The 20041-nt window shown below is 67.9% G+C and carries 19 protein-coding genes; 3 read left to right on the forward strand and 16 right to left on the reverse strand.

Features of this window, described 5'->3' with window-relative positions:
* Positions 1-40: 40 nt before the first annotated feature.
* Positions 41-961 (forward strand): hypothetical protein, encoded by a 921-nt coding sequence (locus ACOYYX_RS05360; protein WP_422928904.1) that lies wholly within the window; start codon positions 41-43, stop codon positions 959-961.
* Here the strand turns inward: ACOYYX_RS05360 and ACOYYX_RS05365 are convergent.
* The 11 genes from ACOYYX_RS05365 to ACOYYX_RS05415 form a co-directional block, all read right to left on the reverse strand.
* On the reverse strand, positions 948-1805 hold the full coding sequence (locus tag ACOYYX_RS05365; RefSeq protein WP_422928905.1) for an ABC transporter ATP-binding protein: 858 nt from the start codon (positions 1803-1805) through the stop codon (positions 948-950). The two genes, ACOYYX_RS05360 and ACOYYX_RS05365, sit on opposite strands and share 14 nt — an antisense overlap.
* Positions 1780-2754 carry an ABC transporter ATP-binding protein gene (locus tag ACOYYX_RS05370; RefSeq protein ID WP_422928906.1) on the reverse strand — a complete coding sequence of 325 codons (975 nt, stop codon included), beginning with the start codon at positions 2752-2754 and terminating at the stop codon, positions 1780-1782. Before ACOYYX_RS05370 ends, ACOYYX_RS05365 begins: the two co-directional genes overlap by 26 nt.
* Positions 2751-3614 (reverse strand): hypothetical protein, encoded by an 864-nt coding sequence (locus ACOYYX_RS05375; RefSeq protein ID WP_422928907.1) that lies wholly within the window; start codon positions 3612-3614, stop codon positions 2751-2753. Before ACOYYX_RS05375 ends, ACOYYX_RS05370 begins: the two co-directional genes overlap by 4 nt.
* A complete protein-coding gene (locus ACOYYX_RS05380; RefSeq protein WP_422928908.1) occupies positions 3595-4506 on the reverse strand; it encodes an ABC transporter permease subunit in 912 nt (303 codons plus the stop codon). The genes ACOYYX_RS05375 and ACOYYX_RS05380 overlap by 20 nt, the downstream gene beginning before the upstream one ends.
* A 20-nt stretch (positions 4507-4526) precedes the next feature.
* Positions 4527-6326: an ABC transporter substrate-binding protein gene (locus ACOYYX_RS05385; RefSeq protein WP_422928909.1), complete on the reverse strand. Its 1800-nt coding sequence runs from the start codon at positions 6324-6326 to the stop codon at positions 4527-4529.
* Between the two features lie 316 nt (positions 6327-6642).
* A complete protein-coding gene (locus ACOYYX_RS05390; RefSeq protein ID WP_422928910.1) occupies positions 6643-7899 on the reverse strand; it encodes a deiodinase family protein in 1257 nt (418 codons plus the stop codon).
* On the reverse strand, positions 7896-8453 hold the full coding sequence (locus ACOYYX_RS05395; RefSeq protein WP_422928911.1) for a carboxymuconolactone decarboxylase family protein: 558 nt from the start codon (positions 8451-8453) through the stop codon (positions 7896-7898). The genes ACOYYX_RS05390 and ACOYYX_RS05395 overlap by 4 nt, the downstream gene beginning before the upstream one ends.
* A 43-nt stretch (positions 8454-8496) precedes the next feature.
* Entirely contained in the window at positions 8497-9903 is a 1407-nt protein-coding gene (locus ACOYYX_RS05400) for a carboxymuconolactone decarboxylase family protein (protein ID WP_422928912.1), read from the reverse strand.
* Between the two features lie 190 nt (positions 9904-10093).
* Positions 10094-10480, reverse strand: a complete 387-nt coding sequence (locus ACOYYX_RS05405) for a hypothetical protein (protein ID WP_422928913.1) — start codon at positions 10478-10480, stop codon at positions 10094-10096.
* Between the two features lie 44 nt (positions 10481-10524).
* Complete coding sequence (locus ACOYYX_RS05410) at positions 10525-11475, reverse strand: DUF1559 domain-containing protein (protein WP_422928914.1); 951 nt, start codon at positions 11473-11475, stop codon at positions 10525-10527.
* A gap of 488 nt (positions 11476-11963) precedes the next feature.
* Positions 11964-12416, reverse strand: a complete 453-nt coding sequence (locus ACOYYX_RS05415; protein ID WP_422928915.1) for a hypothetical protein — start codon at positions 12414-12416, stop codon at positions 11964-11966.
* A 737-nt stretch (positions 12417-13153) separates the two neighbouring features.
* Between ACOYYX_RS05415 and ACOYYX_RS05420 the strand changes: the two genes are divergently transcribed.
* The gene (locus ACOYYX_RS05420) at positions 13154-14110 is read left to right on the forward strand and encodes a hypothetical protein (RefSeq protein WP_422928916.1); all 957 of its coding nucleotides are present in this window, start codon (positions 13154-13156) and stop codon (positions 14108-14110) included.
* A 223-nt stretch (positions 14111-14333) separates the two neighbouring features.
* Here ACOYYX_RS05420 and ACOYYX_RS05425 read toward each other — a convergent pair whose 3' ends face one another.
* Positions 14334-15089, reverse strand: coding sequence for an SDR family oxidoreductase (locus ACOYYX_RS05425; protein WP_422928917.1), 756 nt, complete (start codon positions 15087-15089; stop codon positions 14334-14336).
* Positions 15090-15413: 324 nt separating this feature from the next.
* Between ACOYYX_RS05425 and ACOYYX_RS05430 the strand changes: the two genes are divergently transcribed.
* Positions 15414-15773, forward strand: a complete 360-nt coding sequence (locus ACOYYX_RS05430; RefSeq protein ID WP_422928918.1) for a hypothetical protein — start codon at positions 15414-15416, stop codon at positions 15771-15773.
* Here the strand turns inward: ACOYYX_RS05430 and ACOYYX_RS05435 are convergent.
* The 4 genes from ACOYYX_RS05435 to ACOYYX_RS05450 form a co-directional block, all read right to left on the reverse strand.
* Positions 15770-16183: a nuclear transport factor 2 family protein gene (locus ACOYYX_RS05435; protein ID WP_422928919.1), complete on the reverse strand. Its 414-nt coding sequence runs from the start codon at positions 16181-16183 to the stop codon at positions 15770-15772. The two genes, ACOYYX_RS05430 and ACOYYX_RS05435, sit on opposite strands and share 4 nt — an antisense overlap.
* 256 nt (positions 16184-16439) lie before the next feature.
* Positions 16440-18650: a molybdopterin cofactor-binding domain-containing protein gene (locus tag ACOYYX_RS05440; protein ID WP_422928920.1), complete on the reverse strand. Its 2211-nt coding sequence runs from the start codon at positions 18648-18650 to the stop codon at positions 16440-16442.
* 3 nt (positions 18651-18653) lie between these two features.
* Entirely contained in the window at positions 18654-19136 is a 483-nt protein-coding gene (locus tag ACOYYX_RS05445) for a (2Fe-2S)-binding protein (RefSeq protein WP_422928921.1), read from the reverse strand.
* Between the two features lie 153 nt (positions 19137-19289).
* Complete coding sequence (locus ACOYYX_RS05450; protein ID WP_422928922.1) at positions 19290-19958, reverse strand: MJ0042-type zinc finger domain-containing protein; 669 nt, start codon at positions 19956-19958, stop codon at positions 19290-19292.
* Positions 19959-20041: the final 83 nt, after the last annotated feature.

Below are 20041 nucleotides of genomic sequence, written 5' to 3' on the forward strand. Positions count from 1 at the left end.
TTATGACTTGGCATCAAGGCCGGCGGGGAGAGTCCCGACCATGCGAGCATCGTTGCGGCGGACCTGCCTGATTATCAGTTCCTGGCTCGCGGCCTCGCTCGGCTCCGACGCGTTTGCCGAGGACGAGCCCCTGCGGGCCTACTTCGTCGGCAACAGCGTGACGGACACGATCAACTATCGGGGACTTGCATCGCTGGCGAAGTCCCGAGGGAAGACGCTGGCCTGGGGCCGGCACATGATCCCGGGCGCGCCGCTCTCGTGGATCTGGCAGCACCCGAAGGACGGCTTCCAGCAGGAGCCGTTCGGGCACTACCCGAAGGCGCTCAACGAGTACGCCTGGGACGTGCTCTCGCTCGAGCCGTTCGACCGTCACCTCGATGACGACGACCTCGCCATGACCCGCAACTTCATCGACCTGGCCCTGAAGCGCAACCCCGACGTGCAAATATTTATTTATTCACGTTGGCCGAGGCGGGCGAACGGCAAGGAAGGTGCGTTCGTCCTCGACTATCGCACGAAGTGGTTCCGCCAGTACACCGGGGCCTTCGACGGGACCGAGGAGACCCGCGACTACTTCGAACGGCTCGTGGCCGAGCTGCGCAAGGCGTACGAGGGGAAGGCGAAGCCTTTCCTGCTCGTCCCGGTCGGCGACGTCCTGCTCGAATTGGATGCTCGCATGAAAGCGGATAAGATCCCCGGATATTCGGACATTTCCCAACTTTACACCGACTGGATCCACCTGACGAATGTCGGGTCGTACGCGGTCGGGCTCACCTTCTACGCGACCCTCTTCAAGGATGACCCGAGGGGTTTGCCGTTCGAGCCTTATCATGAGAAGCTCGACCGCGTGCACGGCGACCGCCCGATCACGCCGCCTCTGGCGACGGCCATTCAAGAGGCGGTCTGGAAGATCGTGAGCAAGCACGCGCTGGCCGGCGTCGCCGAGGTCAAGGCGCGTTGATACGCGCATGTCCTGGGCCGAAGGCCTCGAGCTCGCTCCGGGCGATGCCCAGTAGCTCGCGGGTCGCGGCGGCCCTGGGGTTGCGGAAGACGTCGTCCACCGCGCCCATCTCGACGACCCGCCCCTGGTCGAGGATCGCCACGCGGTCGGCGAGCTGACGAGCGAGGGGGAGGTCGTGGGTGACGAGGACGTAGGAGGTCTCCGGTCGCTCGGCCCTGAGCGTCCGCAAGAGCTCGACGATCGAGGCCTGCACCGACACGTCGAGGGCGCTGGTCGGCTCGTCGAGGAAGACGAGCCGGGGCCTGGCGACGAGCGCCCTGGCGATCGCGACGCGCTGGCGCTGGCCTCCCGAGAGCGCGGTGGGGGTCCGCTTCGCCTGCGTTGCCGAGATCCCGACGTGCTGGAGGATCTCCAGGGCTCGCTCCCTGCGACCCCGGCGCGTCGGCGAGAGCCCCGGCAGGCGATGGACGTCGAGCGGGTCGGCCACGATCTCGGAGACCACGCGGCGGTCGTTCAAGGATTCGCGAGGGTCTTGATGCACGAATCCGATGTGCCGACGGAGGCTCCGCCAGTTGCGCCTCGAGCCCGAGAAGAGGTCGACCGAACCCGCTTCGGTGGCGAGCGTCACGGTGCCGGCCTCGGGCTCCAGGAGCCCGGCCATGATCGCGAGGAGGGTGGACTTGCCCGAGCCGCTCGGGCCGCAGAGGGCGAGGACTTCCCCTTCGAGCACGTCGAGCCGCTCGACCTCGAGGCGGAACCCCGGCCCTTGCGCCGAGGGGGGGCGGGCGAAGGCGAGCTGGCGGACTGCGAGCACGCCCTCAAGGGGCGACCGGGCCGACGACATGGCAGGCGACTCTCCGGGCGGGACGGGCTTCGAGTTCGAGCAGATGGGGCGATTCAATCCGGCAGCGATCCACGCAGGATCTGCAGCGCGGGTGGAACCGGCAGCCCTCGATCTCGTCGTGGTTGGTCGGCAACTCGCCGGGGATCGGCAGGATCCGCTCGCGGCGATCAAGCCTCGGGACGCAGTTCAGCAGGGCGGCCGTGTAGGGATGGGCCGGGTTTCGCAGCACGTCTTCGGCCGGCCCCGACTCGACGATCCGCCCGAGGTACATCACGGCCACCGAGTCGGCCAGGCCCGCGAGCGCCGAGATGTCGTGCGTGACGAGGCAGACGGCGCAGCGGTCGTCGGCGAGGCGTCGGATCGTGGCCTGGACCTCGCGACGGGTCGGCGGGTCGAGCGAGGCCGTCGGCTCGTCGAGGAGCAGGACCCGAGGCCCATTGACGATCGCCTGGGCGATCAGGATCCGCTGGCACTGGCCGCCCGAGAGCTTCCCCGGCCGACGCTTCGCATCCTCGGCCGCGAACTGCTCGGAGAGCCCCGCGCGGAGCAGGGCGGAGGTCACGCGCCCCTTGATATCGCCGCCGACCCGGCGGGCCGCCTCGGCGACGGTGGCCTCGGCGGTCATCAACGGGTTCAGACCCGAGCGTACGTCCTGGGGGACGTAGCCGATCCGCACGCCGAGGTGACGTCGCCGTTCGCGGGGTTCGAGCCGCAGCAGTTCCACGGGCTTTTCGCCGTCGAGCACGACCTCGCCCGCGGTGACATCCAGCCCGTTGGGGAGCAGGCCGAGGACGCTGTTGAGCAGGGTCGTCTTGCCGCTGCCGGTCTCGCCGACGAGTGCGGTGACCTCCCCCGCGCGGAGGGTCAGGGCGATCTCGTCGATGACCCGCTGGTCGCGCCGGTTGCGGACGGTCAGCCCCCGGATCGAGAGCACGTCTTCGCCCGTCATGGCAGGTTCCCCTCGTTGGGGTCGAGGCCGAAGAGTCGGAGCAGGATCTGGGGGAAGACCGCCAGGACCACGATCACCGCGATCGTCACGAGCATCTGGATCACGGCCGTCTCGACGCCGAGGTTGTTGAAGCTCTTCGTCAGCGTCCGGCCGAGCCCCTCGAAGTTGCGGTACTCGACGCCGAGGTACGCGAGCCCGACCTCGACGGCCACGAACCTCGGGAGGATCGAGGCCGTGATCCAGGCGACGTCCTCGATGAGATGCGGCCAGACCTCGACGCGGAAGGTGTGCCAGGGAGTCGCCCCGTAACCTTTCGACGCGGCCACGAAGCCCGACTTGCCCAGCGCCCTGACGCGCTCGGCCAGCAGCCTCGCGCCGGCGGGGATCGCGAAGACGACGAGGACGGCCACCATGCTCGTGTTGACGCGGAGCGCCGGTGCGGTACGCGGCCAGGACGTGGCGATGGTGATGAGCACCGCGGCCTCGGGCACAGCCATCACTCCGAGACTCCCGGCCGAGACGAGGGCCTCGAGCCCCCGCGACCGGGTCGAGCCCTGGAGGACGCCCAGGACCAGGCAGCCGGTCACCGCCAGCGCGGTGCCGAGCAGGGCGATCCGCAGGGTATCCCCCAGCGCATCCCAGAGCACGCCGGTGAAGGGTCGGCCGAGGTAGTCGGTGCCGAGCGCGTACCAGCCGTCGTCGGCCGACGACTTCTCGTACCAGGACGGCGGCAGGAAGCTGTCGGCCCGCCTGTTCGAGCCGAAACCGAGGGACGATGACGGGGCGACCGCGGCGAGCAGCAGCAGGGCGACCGGCAGTAGCGAGAGCACCTCGAGCCCCCTACGCAGCCTGGAGTTCACGGCCGATCTCTCCGTCGGGGTCGAGGTAGATCACCACGGCCTCGGCCAGGAGCACCCCGGCCGCCGTGACGAGGAAGTATAAGAATGTGGCGAACCCGGCCAGCTCCGCCTGGCCCCGGGTCGCCCCCTCGATGAACGCCTCACCCACGCCGCCGAGCCGGAAGACCCCCTCGACGAAGGCCGAGCCCACCACGAGCGCCGAGAGGCTGAAGACCGCCTGCGTCAGTACGCCCGACGAGACCAGCACGTTGGGCATGATGTGCTTCGCCCAGAGCTGAACCGGAGAAATCCCCCGCGACCTGGCGACCCGCACATACTCGCGGTCGAGGATCCGCAGGATCCCGTTCAGCCAGAGCGCGGTGGCCCCGGGGATGAGCAGGACGGTCAGGCTGACGATGCCGACGATCGTGCGGATCAGGCGGCTCGGGCTGGGGTCGAACTGCACGAGGATGAGGTAGAAGACGATCACCACGACGAGCGACGGGATGGCGTGGACGATCGGGTAGACCCGCTTCTGATGGAACGAGGCCCAGTCGCGCCAGCGGGTCGCCAGGAGTATCGCCAAGACGAGGCCGATGCCCCAGCCGAACGCCCAGCTCAGGAACCCGACCGACGCGGTGACGGGGAGCCGGTCGGCCAGGACGTTCTTCACCGGCCCCGTGTGGGACTGGCCGAAGTCCTGGAAGCCCGAGCCCACCACCGTCGAGACCCATCGGGCGAACCGGGGGGCGGTGGGCTTGGGCTCGGGGGCCTGCACGCTGCTCATCCGCAGTCGGTCGTCGGCCAGCTCGTCGGTCTGGGCGACGATGAAGAACGTCGACGTGACGGCCGAGGCCCCGAAGGCGACGAGCACGAGCAGGGTCTTCAGGAAACGCGTGAGACCTTTCATCATGATGGGGAATGTCGGCCTTTTCAGCGGTCCTCGAGTCGACGGATCTTGATGTTCTCGATCACCGTGCGCTGGAGGATCGGATCGATGGCTCGTCCGGTGAGGGCCAGGCCGTTGATCTCGAACTCGCGGCGGACGGCGACGAGCTTGCGGGCGTTCAGCAGGTGGAAGGCCGGCTGCGCGGCGACCCAGGTGCGCTGGACGTCGAGGATGGCGCGGTCGCGCGCGACGGGGTCGGGCGAGGTCGCGTAGGTGTTATATAGCTCGTCGACCTTCTTCTCCCAGTCCGTGGCGGGGGTCTTCTGGTAGGGGTTGACGAAGTGCATCGGCCCCGAGCTTTCGAAGAAGTAGCGGAGCACGGCGGCGTCGGGCATCCCTTCCAGGACCATGACGGCGGCCTCGTAGTCGTACGTCTGGTCGAGCCGCTTGACCATCTCGCCGAACGGCTCCTCGACGATCTTGACCCTCAGGCCGATCTCCTCGAGCTGGGCTTTGATCTCCTCCGCGGTGCGACGGCGTTGGTCCTCTTCATCCTTGGAGGTCCGGATCTCGATCTCGAGCGGGGTCGGCTTGCCCCCTTCCATGTAGGTGAGCCAGGCCTTGCCGCTCGCGTCCTTCTCGCCCGGCTTGATGCCGAGCTTGGCCAGCTCCTCGAGCGCGGCCTTGCGGTCGAACTTGGGGGTGACTTCCTCGAGTTCCTCAGAGGGGGCGGCCCAGCGGAAGACGGGGGAGACGGGGCCGTAGAGGGGCTCGGCGAAGCCCTTATAGACGCGGCGGATGATCGCATAGCGGTCGATCGCGTGACCGATGGCGCGGCGGAAGTCGACCTTCTGGACGAGGGACATGCGGTCGGGGTGCGTCTTGCCCCAGGGGGCTCTCGGATTTTGGTTCAGCCAGAAGAAGAGGCAGCCGGCGCCCCGGCCGCGGTCGAGCACCTGGAATCTGGGGTCGGCCTGGAGACGTTCGGCCTCCCTCGGCGCCACCTGGCGATAGGCGTAGCGGTTGTCGCGGACGAAGTCAATCTCGTTGGTCACGTTATCCTTGCGCAGGACGAGATTGATCTGACGGACGGCCGGGCGGGGGGACTGGTCGTCGCCGCGTCCCCAGAACTTGTCGTTGCGGATGAGGCGGGCTTCCTGCGTGTCCTGCTTCTCGACGTAATAGGGGCCGAAGCCTCGGAGATACTTCGGATCCGGGGCCTGCACGCCGACGGCCTCGCGGAAGCTGGTCTCGCTCGCGGCGACCTTCTCGAAGACTGCCCTGGGCACGATGAAGACGTCACTGAGCGGGAAGGGGAACGAGTGGAAGGGCTCGGGGAGCTGGAAAGTGACGGTGTGCGGGTCGACCGCCTTCGCGACGATCGGCTTGCCCTTGATGACGAAGTTGCCCCGCTTCTTGCAGTCGAACCGCTCGTCGAGGCAGAGGTTGAACGAGAAGACCACATCGTCGGCGGTGAGCTCGGCGCCGTCGGGGTTCTTGGCGTCGCGGAGGTGGAAGGTCCAGGTCAGGCCGTCGGGCGAGACCTCGTATTTCTTCGCCAGGGCGGGGACGAGCAGGTTCTGCACCGGGTCGAACTGGAGCAGGTGGTCGTGGATCAGGCTGAGGAGCTGCCCTTCATAAGACTTGTTGGTCTCGATGAAGTTGTAGCTGCTGGGGACCATGTACATCTGGTTCAGCGTGTCCACGTCCTTCCAGGCCTGCTCCGCGCCCGCCTTCGGGCTCGTGCCCCGGCGCCCAAACGCCACGCCGGCGGCCAGGCAGACCAGCCCCACGATGATGGCCTTCGCCCAGCCGGACGACTTCGGTTTCTCGTCACGAATCATTGAGGCTCTCTCCGAGGACTTCGAGAAGGCCCCTATGCTAAGGAAGTGGCGACTCCCCTCAAAGGGCCTCCCCGGCGAATTTGCGGCGTTGAAACGTCGCGATTCGAAAATGTCGGGAAATCTTCACGTCAAGAGGGGGACCGGCGACGGCGGGTTCTTCCGGGGAAGAGACCGGCGGGGCCGACGACTGGCTCTTGCGCACAAAGAAGATCCTCGGGACGCCCGACATCGTCGTCATGCTCTCGCGTGACGGCAAGTCGGGACGACCCGAGGTCCGTGGATCGGGGACGCTTGCGAACCTATCGGACCCAAGGCCTCAAGGCTGGCGGACGACCGGGCTGGTCGGCTCGCCCCCCTGGTTCAGGTGATAGATGAGGGCCTGCTCCATCTCGGCCGGCTTGAAGCCGAAGGGGCCTCGGCCGCTCTTGAAGGCGACCTTGCCGTCGCGGTCGATGATATAGAACCGGCTGGGGATGCCGCTGTAGCGGGTGTTCACGGCGTCGTCGATGGTGTCGACGAGCATCGGCACGCCCATCGCCATCGCCTGGTTGCAGAGCTGGGCGGCCTCGACGCGCTGGCCATAGGTCGTCGGCTGCGGGAGGGCGACCCCGGCGCGGTCGTTGCTGACCATCCGCCAGCCGTCGGTCGGGTGTGCCTCGCGGACGTAGACCATGAGGAAGGTCGCGCGGTCCTTGTAGCGGCGATAGAGCTTCTCGAGGTTCCCGGCCTGTCCCCGGAAAGGCCCGCAGGTGACGTTGCCGAAGATCAGGACGACGGGGCGGGGGCCGATCTCTTTCGAGAGCGTGACCTCCTTCGAGCCGTCGAGGGTCTTGAGCGTGAAGTCGGGGGCCGCCTCGTTCAGGCCCGGGCCGTTCTGGTAGGCCCCCAACTCGCGGCGGAAGAAGCTGCGGAGGAACGTGCCGCGGGTCAAGGAGCCGGGACCGCCGGTGCGGTCGCGGAGGGTCTGCGGCGGCGCGGTGAAGGCCTCCTGGAGGTCGGCCGAGGTCACGAAGCCGGTCTTCTCGGCGTCGAGCGCGGCGAAGAAGCGGTCGAGCTCCTGACGTGTGAGCTTGCCGTTGCCGTCGCGGTCGGCCTTGCCGAAGAGGAGGGCGGCCGGAGTCGGGGACGACGAGGGGGGCGGCGTGAAGTCGAAGTCGGGGGAGGTGACCTTGCCGTCGTGGTCGCGGTCGAGCCGGGCGAAGTCGGCGTCGGAGCCGGGGAACTCGGCGCGGGCGATGGCGTGGTCGCCGTCTTTATCCCAGCGAGAGAACATCGCGTCGCGGCCGTAGCGGGTCTCCGAGACCCCCTTGCGGAACCAGCCGTCATTGCCGCTTATCTGCGGGGCCTTCACCACGATGTCGGCGAGCATGGCGAGCCACTGGGGATGGTCGGGCCAGGCCTTTTCCAGCACCGCCGCGGCCGAGGGGGGCTGCTCGGGTTGCGGCGGAGAGCCTTGCGCCGGAGGCGCATCGGCGAAAGACACGACCGGGAGCGCCGCGACGATCAGGGCGGCGAGTCGGATCGAGGTGCGATGATGTCGGTGCAAGGTGGAGCCTCGTTTCTTTGCCGTCATCGGAGCGCCTCTTGGGGCTTGATGTAGCCGTTGGTGGCGAGCCGCTCGCCCATGACGCGGTAGACCTCGGGGTCCCTCGGAGCCCAGGTGGCCAGGCCGTCGACGTAGCGGTTATACATGCAGAAAGCCGCGGCGATCAGCACGGTGTCGTGGATCGCCTTGTCGTCGGCCCCGGCGGCGCGGGCGTTCGCCACGTCCTCGTCCTGGACGAGCCTGCCGTCCTGCCGGACCTTCTCGGCGATCGTCAGCAGGGCCCGCATCTTGTCGGAGACCGGCGCGGCCTTCGGATCCTGGAGCACCTGGTCGACGATCTTGCACGCTTCGCCCTCGCCGTAGAGGGCCCGCGAGGCCGCGGCGTGCGACTGCGTGCAGAAGACGCACTCGTTGCCCGACGAGACCGCCGTGGCGATCAGCTCGCGCTCGGCCGGCGTCAGCGAAGACTCGCCGCGGAGCAGGGCCTCGGCCAGGCCGCTCAGGTGCCGCTCGGTCTCCGGGTACGCGGTCATCGGGCCGACGATGCCGGGGATCCCGTCGGGCAGCTTGATGTGAGCCATGTCTTCCTCTCTTCGTATCGGTGAATGAGCAAGGACGAGCCGATCAGGGGCGAGCATTCCCCGATGCGGGGGCTGGGGCGGCCTTCGGCGTCGTGTTGTAGTAGTCGTAGAAGACGTTCTCTCGCTCGAGCTTGAGCTGGAACCCGTTCGAGATCCGCGTCATGTAATGATGGCGGCATGCGTTCAGGGTGACGATGAGCGCGAGCTCGGGGCCGAAGCCCTGCTTGAGCTGGGCGATATCCGCGTCGGAGACGTCCCAGGGGGTCTTCGTCATCTTGCGCGCGAAGGCGAAGGCGTGCTGCTCGGCCGGGGTGAAGCTCGACCAGTCGTCGCCGGCCAGCAGGCGACTCCGCTCGGCGATCTCGGCCTTGTTGAGCCCGGCGACCTCCCAGTTCATCTCGCAGTGCCCCATGCAATAGGGGCAGTCGATGGCCCGGGTCGTCACCCAGAAGAGGCTCTGGCCGAAGATCCGATCCCACTTCGCGGAGGTCTCCGAGCCGGCGGTCCGCATGAAGTACTCGAACGGCACGGCCAGCTCGGGGGCGTAGCCGAAGCAGATCCGATACCAGATGATGTCGCTCGGCCGGTTGATCAGCCCTTCGGGGAGGTTGCGGGCGACCTCGTCCCACTCGGGAATCCGGAGCCGGGTCGGCTTCTGCCGTTGCGCCTCGAGCTTGTCTTGCAAGGTGTCGTACGAGATGTCGGCCCAGTCGGGCTCGTCCTCGACCAGGTCCTTGCCGGTCGGGCTGGAGAGCGCCGTCTTCGGGTTCGCCGGGGGCGGGGTGGTCTTCTTCGTGAACGAGCCAGGGTCGAAGGCCACGCCCAGCGGGGCGAGCGGCCCGCCCGGCTCGACCTTGGAATTGAGGCAGATCAGGAGCCGATCCTGGAAGTTCGCATAGGCCAGGAGCAGGACCATCGACGCGGCCCGCCTCTCGCCGAACGCCTTGACGAGCCGGGCGAACGCCTCGTCCTTCACCGAGTCGGAGCCGACCGTCATCTCATGGGCGAATTCGAGCGAGGCCCGCTCGTCGTCGGACCAGCCGGGATAGCCGGGTTGCTCGATCCCATCGAGCTTCGCCTGAGAGAGGCCCGCGCGAAGGCCGTCGGCCCTGGCGTAGGCGATGGCGTATTCGGAGCGATTGGCCCTCGCGGCGACGAGGCGCATGGCGGCTCGGAGCTGGGGGTCGACCGGGCTTTTGGTGCGCTGGGCGTCGTCGAGTTGCAGGAGCGTGGCGGTCGTCCTCGGGAGCCCGGCCGCGAGCGCCTTGGCCCAGGCGGGGAGCGGCTGTCCGCCCCCTTTCTCCGCCTTGGGCAAGTGGGACCAGGCTTCCTCGTCGGTCGGGAGTCCGCCCCAGCGACCGCCCGGGGCGTTCGAGGCGGCCATGGCGGCGAATGGCACGCAGGCGATGCCGAGACATGTCAAGATGAGCCAGTGCGTCATCGGATGCATGAGGACGAGCCCTTCTATTCGTTCGTTCGGCCTTTGGGACGCGTGGATTTGATGGGGGATTTATCGCCTGTTTTCGGGAGAGCGTAGATCGGCCGGGTTCCGTCGCCATTTTCAAGGAAGGTCGGGGTCCTTCCGTTTGAAGGGCGAAGGCGAGCGGGTCGGTGGGACCGGCCCCTCGAGCCGCGGCGTACTATAATTCTCGGTAGATCGTCAAGCTGGGGCTCGTGCCGACGATGTACGAGACCTCCTTCTTGACCTGACCCTTGGAGGTGCGGAGCGTCAGCTTCACGGGGACGAAGAGGTTCGACTCGGCCTTGCGCCCATCGCTGGTGAGCTCATAGTCGACGAGCTTCGCGCCGGCCATCCAGTCGAGGTCCTGCATCATGATGGGCGGCTGACGACTCTTGAGGGCCTCGGGGCTGTCCCCGTTTTTCCAGGAGTCGAGCGAGGCCTTGAGCGTCTCCCGGGCGTGCCCGGCGTCGACGGGGGGCCCTTGCGGGGTGCCGGAGCACCCCACGAGCAGGGTCGCGACGAGGACGAAACCCCCGGGGATTCGGAAAGGTCGTCGGGCGTGCATGGCGGGCCTTCCTTCCTTCGGTCGATTCGGGCGGGTCGCTCGGATCAGAGGGCGTCGGCGCTGATGATCTCGCCGCCGGCCCGCGTGCCCAGGCCGCGCCAGGTCGCCAGGTTCACCGAGTCCTTGACGAACCTGACCGAGCCATCGCCCAGGAGGACGTTCACCCCGCCGGGATGCCGGCTGCTCGGGGGCATGATCGCCCGGAGCGCGGTGAAGAACCCACAGGAACGCGTATTCGGCCCTGTGACGTGCTGGAAGACGTGCTGGCCGTTGAGCCAGGGGGCCCCCATGAATAGCGGGAACTGGGCGCTCGGGTCGTTGATGTTGACGGCCTGGCACTGCTGCACGGCCTGGTCCAGGGTCGTCGGCGCGGCGGGGGAGAAGAAGACGTCCGACTTGGGGTTGATGCCGGTGAGCGAGAAGTCGGCCAGGATCCGCTCGCTGAAGAAGGCGGTGTTGGCCAGGCCGTCGGTCACGTCGGCGAACTTCGTGGCGCTGTTGCCGTAGAAGACGCCGTTGGGCTGGGCGAGCCCCGTGTTCGGGCCGTCGGCGTACTGCCAGACGATCCAGCTCCCCATGTCGGCCATGTAGTTGGTCTGGCCGCCGTACTCGGGGTGCGTGTCGTTCACGTCGGACGGGCAGATGAAGGTGCTGACCCGGGCGTTGATGACCGTCAGGTTGGTCGGGTCGTTGTAGCCGAAGAAGAAGTTGATCGCGTTGAAGATCGTGGTCTGCTCGAGCATCGGGAGCATGTGCGTCAGGGCCGAGAGGCTCGTGCCGTTGCGGACGAGCTGGGCGCCGGGGAGGGCCCCCCGCGAGTCGTGATAGTTGTGGACGGCCAGGCCGATCTGCTTGAGATTATTCACGCACTGGGTGCGGCGGGCCGCCTCGCGTGCCGCCTGCACCGCGGGCAATAACAAGGCGATCAACACCGCGATGATGGCGATGACGACGAGCAGTTCGATCAGCGTGAAGCCGCGACGACGTTGTCTCATGAGGAACATCCCTTCAATAACTCGGATTTCGTGCATGATGGCGAATGAATCTGACGATGACGGGCGTGGCATGCCCCGCGACTCCGCCATGGCGGGCAGGGCCTCGGATCGACTCTTGGATATAGCGTTGCGTGGCGATGTACCCGTCTCCGGCCCGACTCGCGATGAGCCGGCGGATCGGGGGCGGACCTCGGGCGAGGTCTCGGTTGACGTCCTGGGAATCACGCACTCCGACGGCTCACGCCGCGCCTCGACGCATGCCGATGGCCTGGATCCCGGCGGGGAAGGGGATCGCGAACCCGGCGCATCGAGCCGCGCCAGGCTGATCGCTCATTCCTCTCCCGGCCGCGATCGCAATCGCGGAAGGGGCCGAGTCCGGCTTCGCTCCGGCGCGGCGAGGCGACGAACGGGCCTGGAGCCATCAGGCTTCGAGGCGAGGCATCGACCGTAGAGGTCGGCCCCGTGCGAATTTCGGAGACGGCCGTGCGTCAGACGGCGAGGCGGGAGGACGATCGAGGTGGATGGAAGATCGAGGGGCCGACGTGGATCGCGTGGAGGTCGCGATCTTCGGGCGTGATCCGGGTCGATGCGACCGTGCGGCCGCCGAGCATCGAGCCGAAGATGGCCCAGACCTCGACGTAGCGGGCCTCCGCCACGGAGGGGGGAGCCGGGATCGCCGGCAGCTTCGAGCAAGACGGGCCCGAGCAGGGCCGGGGCCTTCGGGGTGCCTCGACGGGGATGGCCGTCTCGGGGCCCCATTGCCCATGAGCGGCGGCGAAGCGATCGAGCCTCTCGATCCCGAGTCCGCCGCCTTGCAGGTGGTCGAAGCGGGCGCCGCAGCTCGCCCGGGCCTGCGACGGGGACGCGACGAGGCCCAACAGGAGTGTGAGACACACCCCCGCGGTCGATCTCAGAAAGTTCTCCGGCAAGGAGATCTTCATCGAGCTCCCGTTCTCGCTCGCGAACCAGATTCGTACCACTCGCGGAATTGCAGGCGACGAGGCTTGAGCCGCGCACAGGGACATGAGGCGGCCCCGACCCACACTGACTCTACAATCGCGGACGCGCTGGTGCAAGTATCCTCTTCAAGTTCAAGTTCTCATCAACCCGTGGGGTCATCGGCGGAGTCGCCATGACATCTCTACCGCCGTCATGGTCATGTTCTTTGGAGACTTATTTAAGCTTGCCCGGCTTCATCCGGCGGGAACGGCGCGGGGCCTTGCTCGCGGCCGTCGTTGGCGAGCGGTCCGGATGTTGGTAAAACTGTGAGTGAAATTATGAAAACATGAACTACTAAACTTGTCGGGATGTGACGGGGGAATCGGGCCTCGAAGAATCGAGGGGCACGATGGCGGACGCCACCCTGGGATCGCTCCGATAGTTGGCCGGGCCGGAGGCCGGCGGCGCGGACAGGCCCGAAGCGGCGACGGGCTCCGTCTCCGGCAGCAACTTGATCTTCGAGCCCGAGTCCGGCAACCTCGGGTGCTGGCACGATCGGATCGTACGCGAATGGCCGCTCATCCTTTGATTCATGAGCGGCGGGGCCTCCGGCCCCAGACCTCTGATTCAGGGGGCCCCGTTCGAGCTCTGGGCCGTAAGCCCGACGCCTCGATGATTCCCCCCGACCCTGTCCTCGGGCCCACTCCGAGGACCCTCCCCTAACCAACGGCAGGACGAGATGCGACCGAACACGACGCAGACGCTGGATAGGAGATCCCCCCGCACCCTGCCGGCCCTGGCGATCGGGCTGGCGTGCTGCTGGCAGGGCGTCGCGAGGGCCGACGACCGTCCTCGCGCGGAGTCCCCCCACGAACCCGCCCGGCTCGAGGCTGCCGAGGCTCCCGCACGGCTCATCCTCGACGACACGAAGGGGGACCCCGAGCGCCTGGCCGCCGTCGAGAAGCACGTCGACCTCTCCGCCGAGCTGATCGCGACGATGGCCCGCGGCCTCGGCCCCGACCCGAAGGAGGAATACCGCCGGATCCCCTGGATCTGGCGCGTGGCGATCGCCGCCGGCCGCCGCAACGACGAGGCGGAGATGCTCCGGATCCTGAAAGCCACCCTCCCCGACGAGCCGTCACCGCTGAGGGACTGGCAGGCCGTCGTCGTCGGGGGCGGGATCATCAACGGCCTGACCCTCGTCAACGTCTGGCCGGCCGAGCGGCTCGACGCGATCCTCATCAAACATCCCGACGTGCTCAAGCGTTGGAAGCACGCCATCAACCTGGCCTCGGCCATGGCCGACGACACCGCCGTCAATATCGGCACGCGCTACGACGCCCTCCGGATGCTCGGCGTCCAGTCGTGGGATCACCGCGGCGCCCAGCTCTTCCGCTACCTCCTCAAGGGGACCCACCCCGAACTCCAGCAAGGCGCCATCTGCGCCTTGGGGGACATCCCCTCGCTGTCCGTCCCCCAGGCCTTGCTCTCCGGCTTCGACTCCTATTCCGACGGCAATCGGGCCTTCGTCATCGAAGCCCTCTTGCGCAATGATCTCCGCCGCACGGCCCTCCTCGACGCCCTCGAATCCGGCCGCCTCAAGCGCGGCGACCTCGGCGCCGACGCCGAGGCCCTCCTCCTCGACCCCAAGCAGAACGCCTCGTCCGACCGGGCCAAGGCGCTCCTGGCCAAGTGACGGGCGTGCGCCGAAGCCGCCCGATCACGGCCTAGGGGTGGGACCGTTTGTGTGCCCCGAGCCCTGGGCATTGAGGAGCGGGATGGAGCAGGCGGGCCTCCGAATTGGCCCGCCCGACGGTCCCATGCGGCCGAGGGGGACGGGGAAGACGCGAGGGTGCGAGGTAGCGCGTGGAGTCGTCATCTCGCGTCGAATCGTGGTCGATCACCCGAACGAGACAACTTCACCACGGGAGCGGTCCGGCTGAGTTCGAGAACGTGCCCGTCGGGCCGTCGGGGCCCAGCATCGCGAGTCGCACGGGCTCGCGGGCGCCTTCCTCGACGGTCTGCGTGCCCGAATAGTTGTTGAGATTCGTCCTGGTGTGGCCCGGGCAGGCGGCGTTGACCTTGATGCCGGTCGACTCCAACTCGATCGCCATGGCAAGCGTCATCGCGTTGAGGGCCGTCTTGGAGGCCGCATAGCCGGGACCGAAGATCGAGCGGTATGGGTAGCTCGGCTCCGACACCCTGGTCAGGGAGCCGACGCCGCTCGATACATTGACGATGCGGGCCGCCGGCGCCTCGCGGAGCAGCGGTAGCATCGCCTGGTAGACGGCGAGGACGCCGAACACATTCGTCTCCCAGATCGCGCGCACTTCATCGAGAGACGCGTTGCTCGCGGCGCTCGTCCTGGCGTACTCCTCGACGGTCATCCCGGTCGCCCTGCCCGTGTTCGAGATGGCCGCGTTGTTGACCAGCACGTCGAGGCGACCAAATTCGCCTCGGATGCGCTCCGCCGCGGCGGAGATCGAGGCCAGGTCCGTCACGTCGAGCCGGAGCGAGTGGGCGTCTCCGTCGATCGTCCTGGCCGCCTCCTCCCCACGCTCGAGGTTTCGCGACCCGACGAGAACGGTGAAGCCGTGCGCCGCGAGATCCTTCGCGATCTGGAGGCCGATCCCCTGATTGGCCCCCGTGACCAGGGCGACGGGTTTGTCCTGCATGGCATGGTCCTCTCTTCCAGAAATGTGCCCGACGCCGCCAGGCCGTCTGGAGACGGATGCCAGGCGGAACCGTGTTCCGGTAATATTCGGAACTCTGTTCCACTTGTCAAGTGGCAGCCATTGGGATCGACAAAGGAGGGGACTCGGGGGAACTCGGTGTTAGAGGGACGCGCGGCGGGAAACCTCCTGGACGCCACCCCCATCCGATCGCCCTCTCACGGCTCGATGACGCGGGACGGCATCGGTGTTACAATTATGCTTTCACTTGGAGATTCAGGCGGTCCCTTGCTGGGTGCCAGGTCGCTTCGATGGGAGCCAAACCCTATGCTAAGGCTGCGGCTGAAGACGATGATGATTGCGATCGCGGTCTTCGCGATTTTGCTGGGGACGGGCGTCGGGCTTCGGCGCAGGATGTTGCGGCTCGAGGCCGGGGCGCTCGAGTACGGCCGGGCCGCCAATCGATTGGAGACCGCCTGGTTGAATTCGAATCCCCAGCCATCGGGGCAGGACGACGACCTGATGGATCGGGCGCACTGGAGCGACGCCGTGGCCGAAGCCTACCGCTTCGCCGCCGCACGCCCCTGGCTTCCCCTGGAGCCCCGGCCGGAGAAAATCCGGTGTGAGTGCGGATTTCACAGGGGCCGTGTGCCCGGTTCGGCCGTGTACCACAGCACTTGGCGTTAGTCGGGCAGGGCGGCGGCGAAGGCGCGGGCGGTGTCGTAGAACTCGTAGTATTCAATCGCCTTGCCGGCGCGGAACTTCCAGAAGTGGGCGAGGGGGGTGTCGGCGATCTTGCCGGTGCGCCGGGATCGCCAGACGCCCTGGCCGAGGACGACGACGCGGTCATCCTGCACGATGAACTCGTCGCCGATGAAGGAGATCAAGGCCCACTGATCCCGCAACTCGGAGAAATAGCGACGGGCCTCGGCCAGCCCCCGGCGCGTGGAGGAGAACTCCATCCCCTCGCCCCCCTCGGCCAGCGAGCGGAGGACGATATCCTCGTCCATGAGGGCGAGCCAGACGTCCACGCTCTCCCCCTTCGTCTCGTGCCAGGCCGCGTAGGCCTCCTTGAGTTCTTCGACGTGGTCCCTCATGCAAGGACTCCGGCACCGTTTGACGGATCGATCCGATGCCGGAGACGATAGGCGAAAGCTTGTTGTTTTTCAACACAATCTTGCCTCAAATAAGAAATCGTAACTTGATCTCAAGCGGGCTCGGCCGTAGCACGCCTCGCGTATCCCCATGGGCTTTCATCGACGTGGCCGCGGCTTGCGGGCCCGGCGGACTTGCCGGGCCCTCCCGCCGATCCCCTGCCGGCCTCGCGGCGATTCCGGGCGACCTCTCGGAGGCTCAGGCAGGCTTGGCGGGCTCAGGCAACTGGATGGGCATCTCGCGGACGCGGACGCCCGCGGCGGCGAAGACGGCGTTGGCGATCGCCGGGGCGACGGCGATCAAGGGGGTCTCCCCCGCGCCGACGGAGGGGTGCTCGGGGTGGTCCATCAGGTGGATGTCGAGCGCGGGGACGTCCGCGAACCTCGGCACCCGGTAGCGGGCGAACGAGGCGTTGAGCATCTTGCCCCCCCGGAACCGCATCGCCTCGTGGAGCGCGGGGCCGAGGCCCATGATGATCCCTCCGCGCACTTGCGAGAGCAGATTGCCCGGGTTCAGGATCTTGCCGCAGTCGTACGCCTGGCAGATGTGCTGGACCTCGACCGAGCGGCGCTCCGGGTCGACCCGGACCTCGACGCAGGCGGCGACGAACGAGCCCTTGTCCGTCCCGCAGGCGAGGCCCACGCCGACGTTCGGCTCGCGTTTCTTGATGCGTTGATCCCAGCCGAAGCGCGCGGCGGCCTCCGCGAGGACGTCGCGGAGCCGCCCGGGTTCGAGGTGCGCGAGCCGGAATTCGAGCGGGTCGCGGCCGGCGAGGGTGGCCATCTCATCCATGAAGCTTTCGCGTGCGAACGTGTTGGCGGTCGCCGCGAGGGCCCGATACGAGCCGTGACGCAGGGGAGGCCTGGACTGGATGAACTTCGCCTCGGCGCGGGGGACGCGGTAGGGGGTCTGGACCTCCTGGCCGCCCGAGTTGATGTTGAGGAAGTGCCAGGTCGCCAGGGAGCCGGCGTCGTCGAGGCTGGCCTCGGCCTCGATGAGCCCGGCGGGGCGGAACTGGGCCCAGGTGAACTCCTCGGCGCGGGTCCACCGCAGCTGCACCGGCTTGCCCGCCCCCTTCGCCAGCCGGGCGGCCTCGACCGCGCACTCGCCCGAGTGCTTGCCCCCGAAGCCGCCGCCGAAGTCGGGGATGATGACCCGGACCTTATCCTCGGAGACCCCGAAGGCCCGCACCAACTCGCCGCGGACGCCGAAGGGGACCTGGCTCGCCGTCCAGACGGTGAGCTTGCCGTCTTCCCACTCGGCGAGTGCGGCCCTCGGCTCCATCGGGGCGTGCTGGACGTAAGGGACGTGGTAGCTCCGGCGTAAAGACCTGCTAGCCTTCTCGACCTGCGCGGCGAAGGGGTTCCTGGGGACGCCCCCCTCGGCGTGCTCGCGGAGGTAGCCGAATAGCTCGTCGCTCGACGGATGCGGGGCGTCCTCCCATTGGGCCGCGTCGGCGAGGGCGTCGAGCGCCTCCTCGGCCTGGAAGGTCGTCGGAGCCGCGACCCCGACGAAATCCCCGTCGCGGACGACGATCACGTCCTTGATTTCCTCCGCCGGGCCGAGGTCGATGGAGACGAGCTTCGCCCCGTAGGAGGGCCGGCGCAGGACCTTGCCGTAGAGCATCCCCGGGCGGACCTGATCCGACGGGTAGCGATGCGCCCCGGTCACGATCTCGCGGCCGTTGGGCCGGGGGAACGACGTGCCCAGGACCTTCCAGTCCTTCACATACGTCAGGACGACGTCGCGCGGGACGCCCTCCGCGGACGAATGCCGGAAGTCGTCGCCGGTGGCGAGGTCGCCATACGCGAGCGTACGCTTCGAGTCCTCGTCGAAGATCTTGCCGTCGCGGACCTCGAGCTTTTCGGCTCCAACCCCCCATCGCTTCGCGGCCAAGGATGCGAGGAGTTGCCGGGCCGCCGCGCAACCCATGCGGATCTCCGGGACGGTGCTGGGCGTGGAGCGGCTGCCGAAGGTCCCGCCGTCGTCGGGGACGAGGCCCGTGTCGGCCATGATGAGGCGGATCTGAGCGGGGTCGAGGCGAAGCTCCTCGGCGGCGGCCTGGGTCAGCTCGGCCCGAGCCCCCTGGCCGCACTCGACCTTGCCGGTCATCACCGTGACGACGCCGTCCTTGCCGATGTGGAGCCGGGCCGCCAGGTTCGTGGCGCCTCGCCCCATGCCGCCGCGACCGCCTCCACCGCTGCGTCTACGCGTCTCACCCGGCTGCTGGGCCGCGAGGGTGTCGGCGGCGACGGCGATGATCAGCCCCGCGCCGAGGATTTCGAAGAAGCCGCGGCGGCTCGTCTCGGCGTTGAAATGGAATTCGACCCGGTCGAAGGATTCGTCATAGTCGGGCGCGAGGCCCGCGAGTACGGCCGGCTGCATCTCAAAATATCGTCTGGGGGTCATGGCTCAGGCCCTCCCCTTGGCGGAGGCCGCCGCAAGCTTCACGGCCTGGACGATCTGGGGATAGCTGCAACATCGGCAGATATTCCGGTTCAAGCCGTCGACGATCTCGCGGTCGGTGGGCTGCGGCTTTTCCTTCAGGAGGGCGACGGCCGTCATGATCATCCCGGCCGTGCAGTAACCGCACTGGTAGGCCTGCTCGGCGAGGAAGGCCTCCTGGACGGGGTGGAGGTCGTCCCCCTGGGCGAGGCCCTCGATGGTGGTGACGGCCTTTCCCTCGACGCTCGAGGCGGGCGTCCGGCAGGCGAAGGCCCGCTGGCCGTCGACGAGGACCGAGCAGGCGCCGCACTGGCGCTCGCCGCAGCCGTACTTCGTGCCGGTGAGCTGCAAGTCCTCGCGGAGGATCTCCAGCAAGACGCGGTCGGGGTCGGTCGTGACCCGCCTGCGCTCGCCGTTGAGGACGAACTGGATGGTGGCGTCGGCCTTCATGGGGTCCCTCGTAGCGTCTCGGGTCGAGTCGTGGCGTCACGCCGGGGATCGGCCGCGAAGGTGCCGCTCCCTTCAGGAACGAGCGCCTCGCGATTCGAATACGCCCAGCAATTCCCGGGCGCAGCCGTGCGATTTCCGGCGAACCCGCCGGGGTCAGGCGTGCGCGCCCGCCCAGCCGAGCATCTCATTCGCGAGCAGGATGAACCCGGAGCCGACGACCGCGATCACGAACCAGATCCAGAGGTCTTCCCAGCGGCTCAAGACGTAGTAGGCGGCGTAGAAGGGGACGATGACGTAGAAGAATCCGTAAATGAAATCCTCGCTGAATGCCCCGAACGCCCCCGCCAGCCAACTCGCGAACATCATGACCACGCCGAGGCCAATCAGGATATAAGCCGCGACGGCCATCCCATTCGGGGCGAAGAGCGCAACGGCGATGATCGCCCCGAGGAGCCCGAGCCCCCCTCGGATCAGCACCGGTTTCCAGGGGAATGCCGGCTTGTTCGCCTTCCGGGTCGGCCGAGCCGACGAGGCCTCGCGCCTGGCCTTGCGCCTCGAGAAGGTCTCCGAATCTTCGTCCCCTCGCGCCGGGACGAACACCCTGCCCTCGGCCGGCCGGAACCCCTCGACGCCGGCAGGAGCAACCGGTGCGAAGTCGGCCCCGCCCTCGAGGTCGTACCCTTCCGAGCCCGAGCCGGGGACCTCGGGGTCGGGGACGGTGAACTTGTGCTTGCAATGCTTGCAGCGGACCTGCCTGCCGACGAGGCTCGCGTCGACGGAGCCCGAGGCCGCACACGACGGGCAGGCGAAGCTGATCTTCATCGCGAAAAACCCTTCTCTCAGCCCGACGAGGATGCGTGCCGATTTTCGCCTCCGATGCGGGTCGACGTCGACTCATCGGGCGC

The sequence above is a fragment of the Singulisphaera chitinilytica genome, assembly GCF_049331405.1.
Lineage (GTDB): Bacteria > Planctomycetota > Planctomycetia > Isosphaerales > Isosphaeraceae > PoT.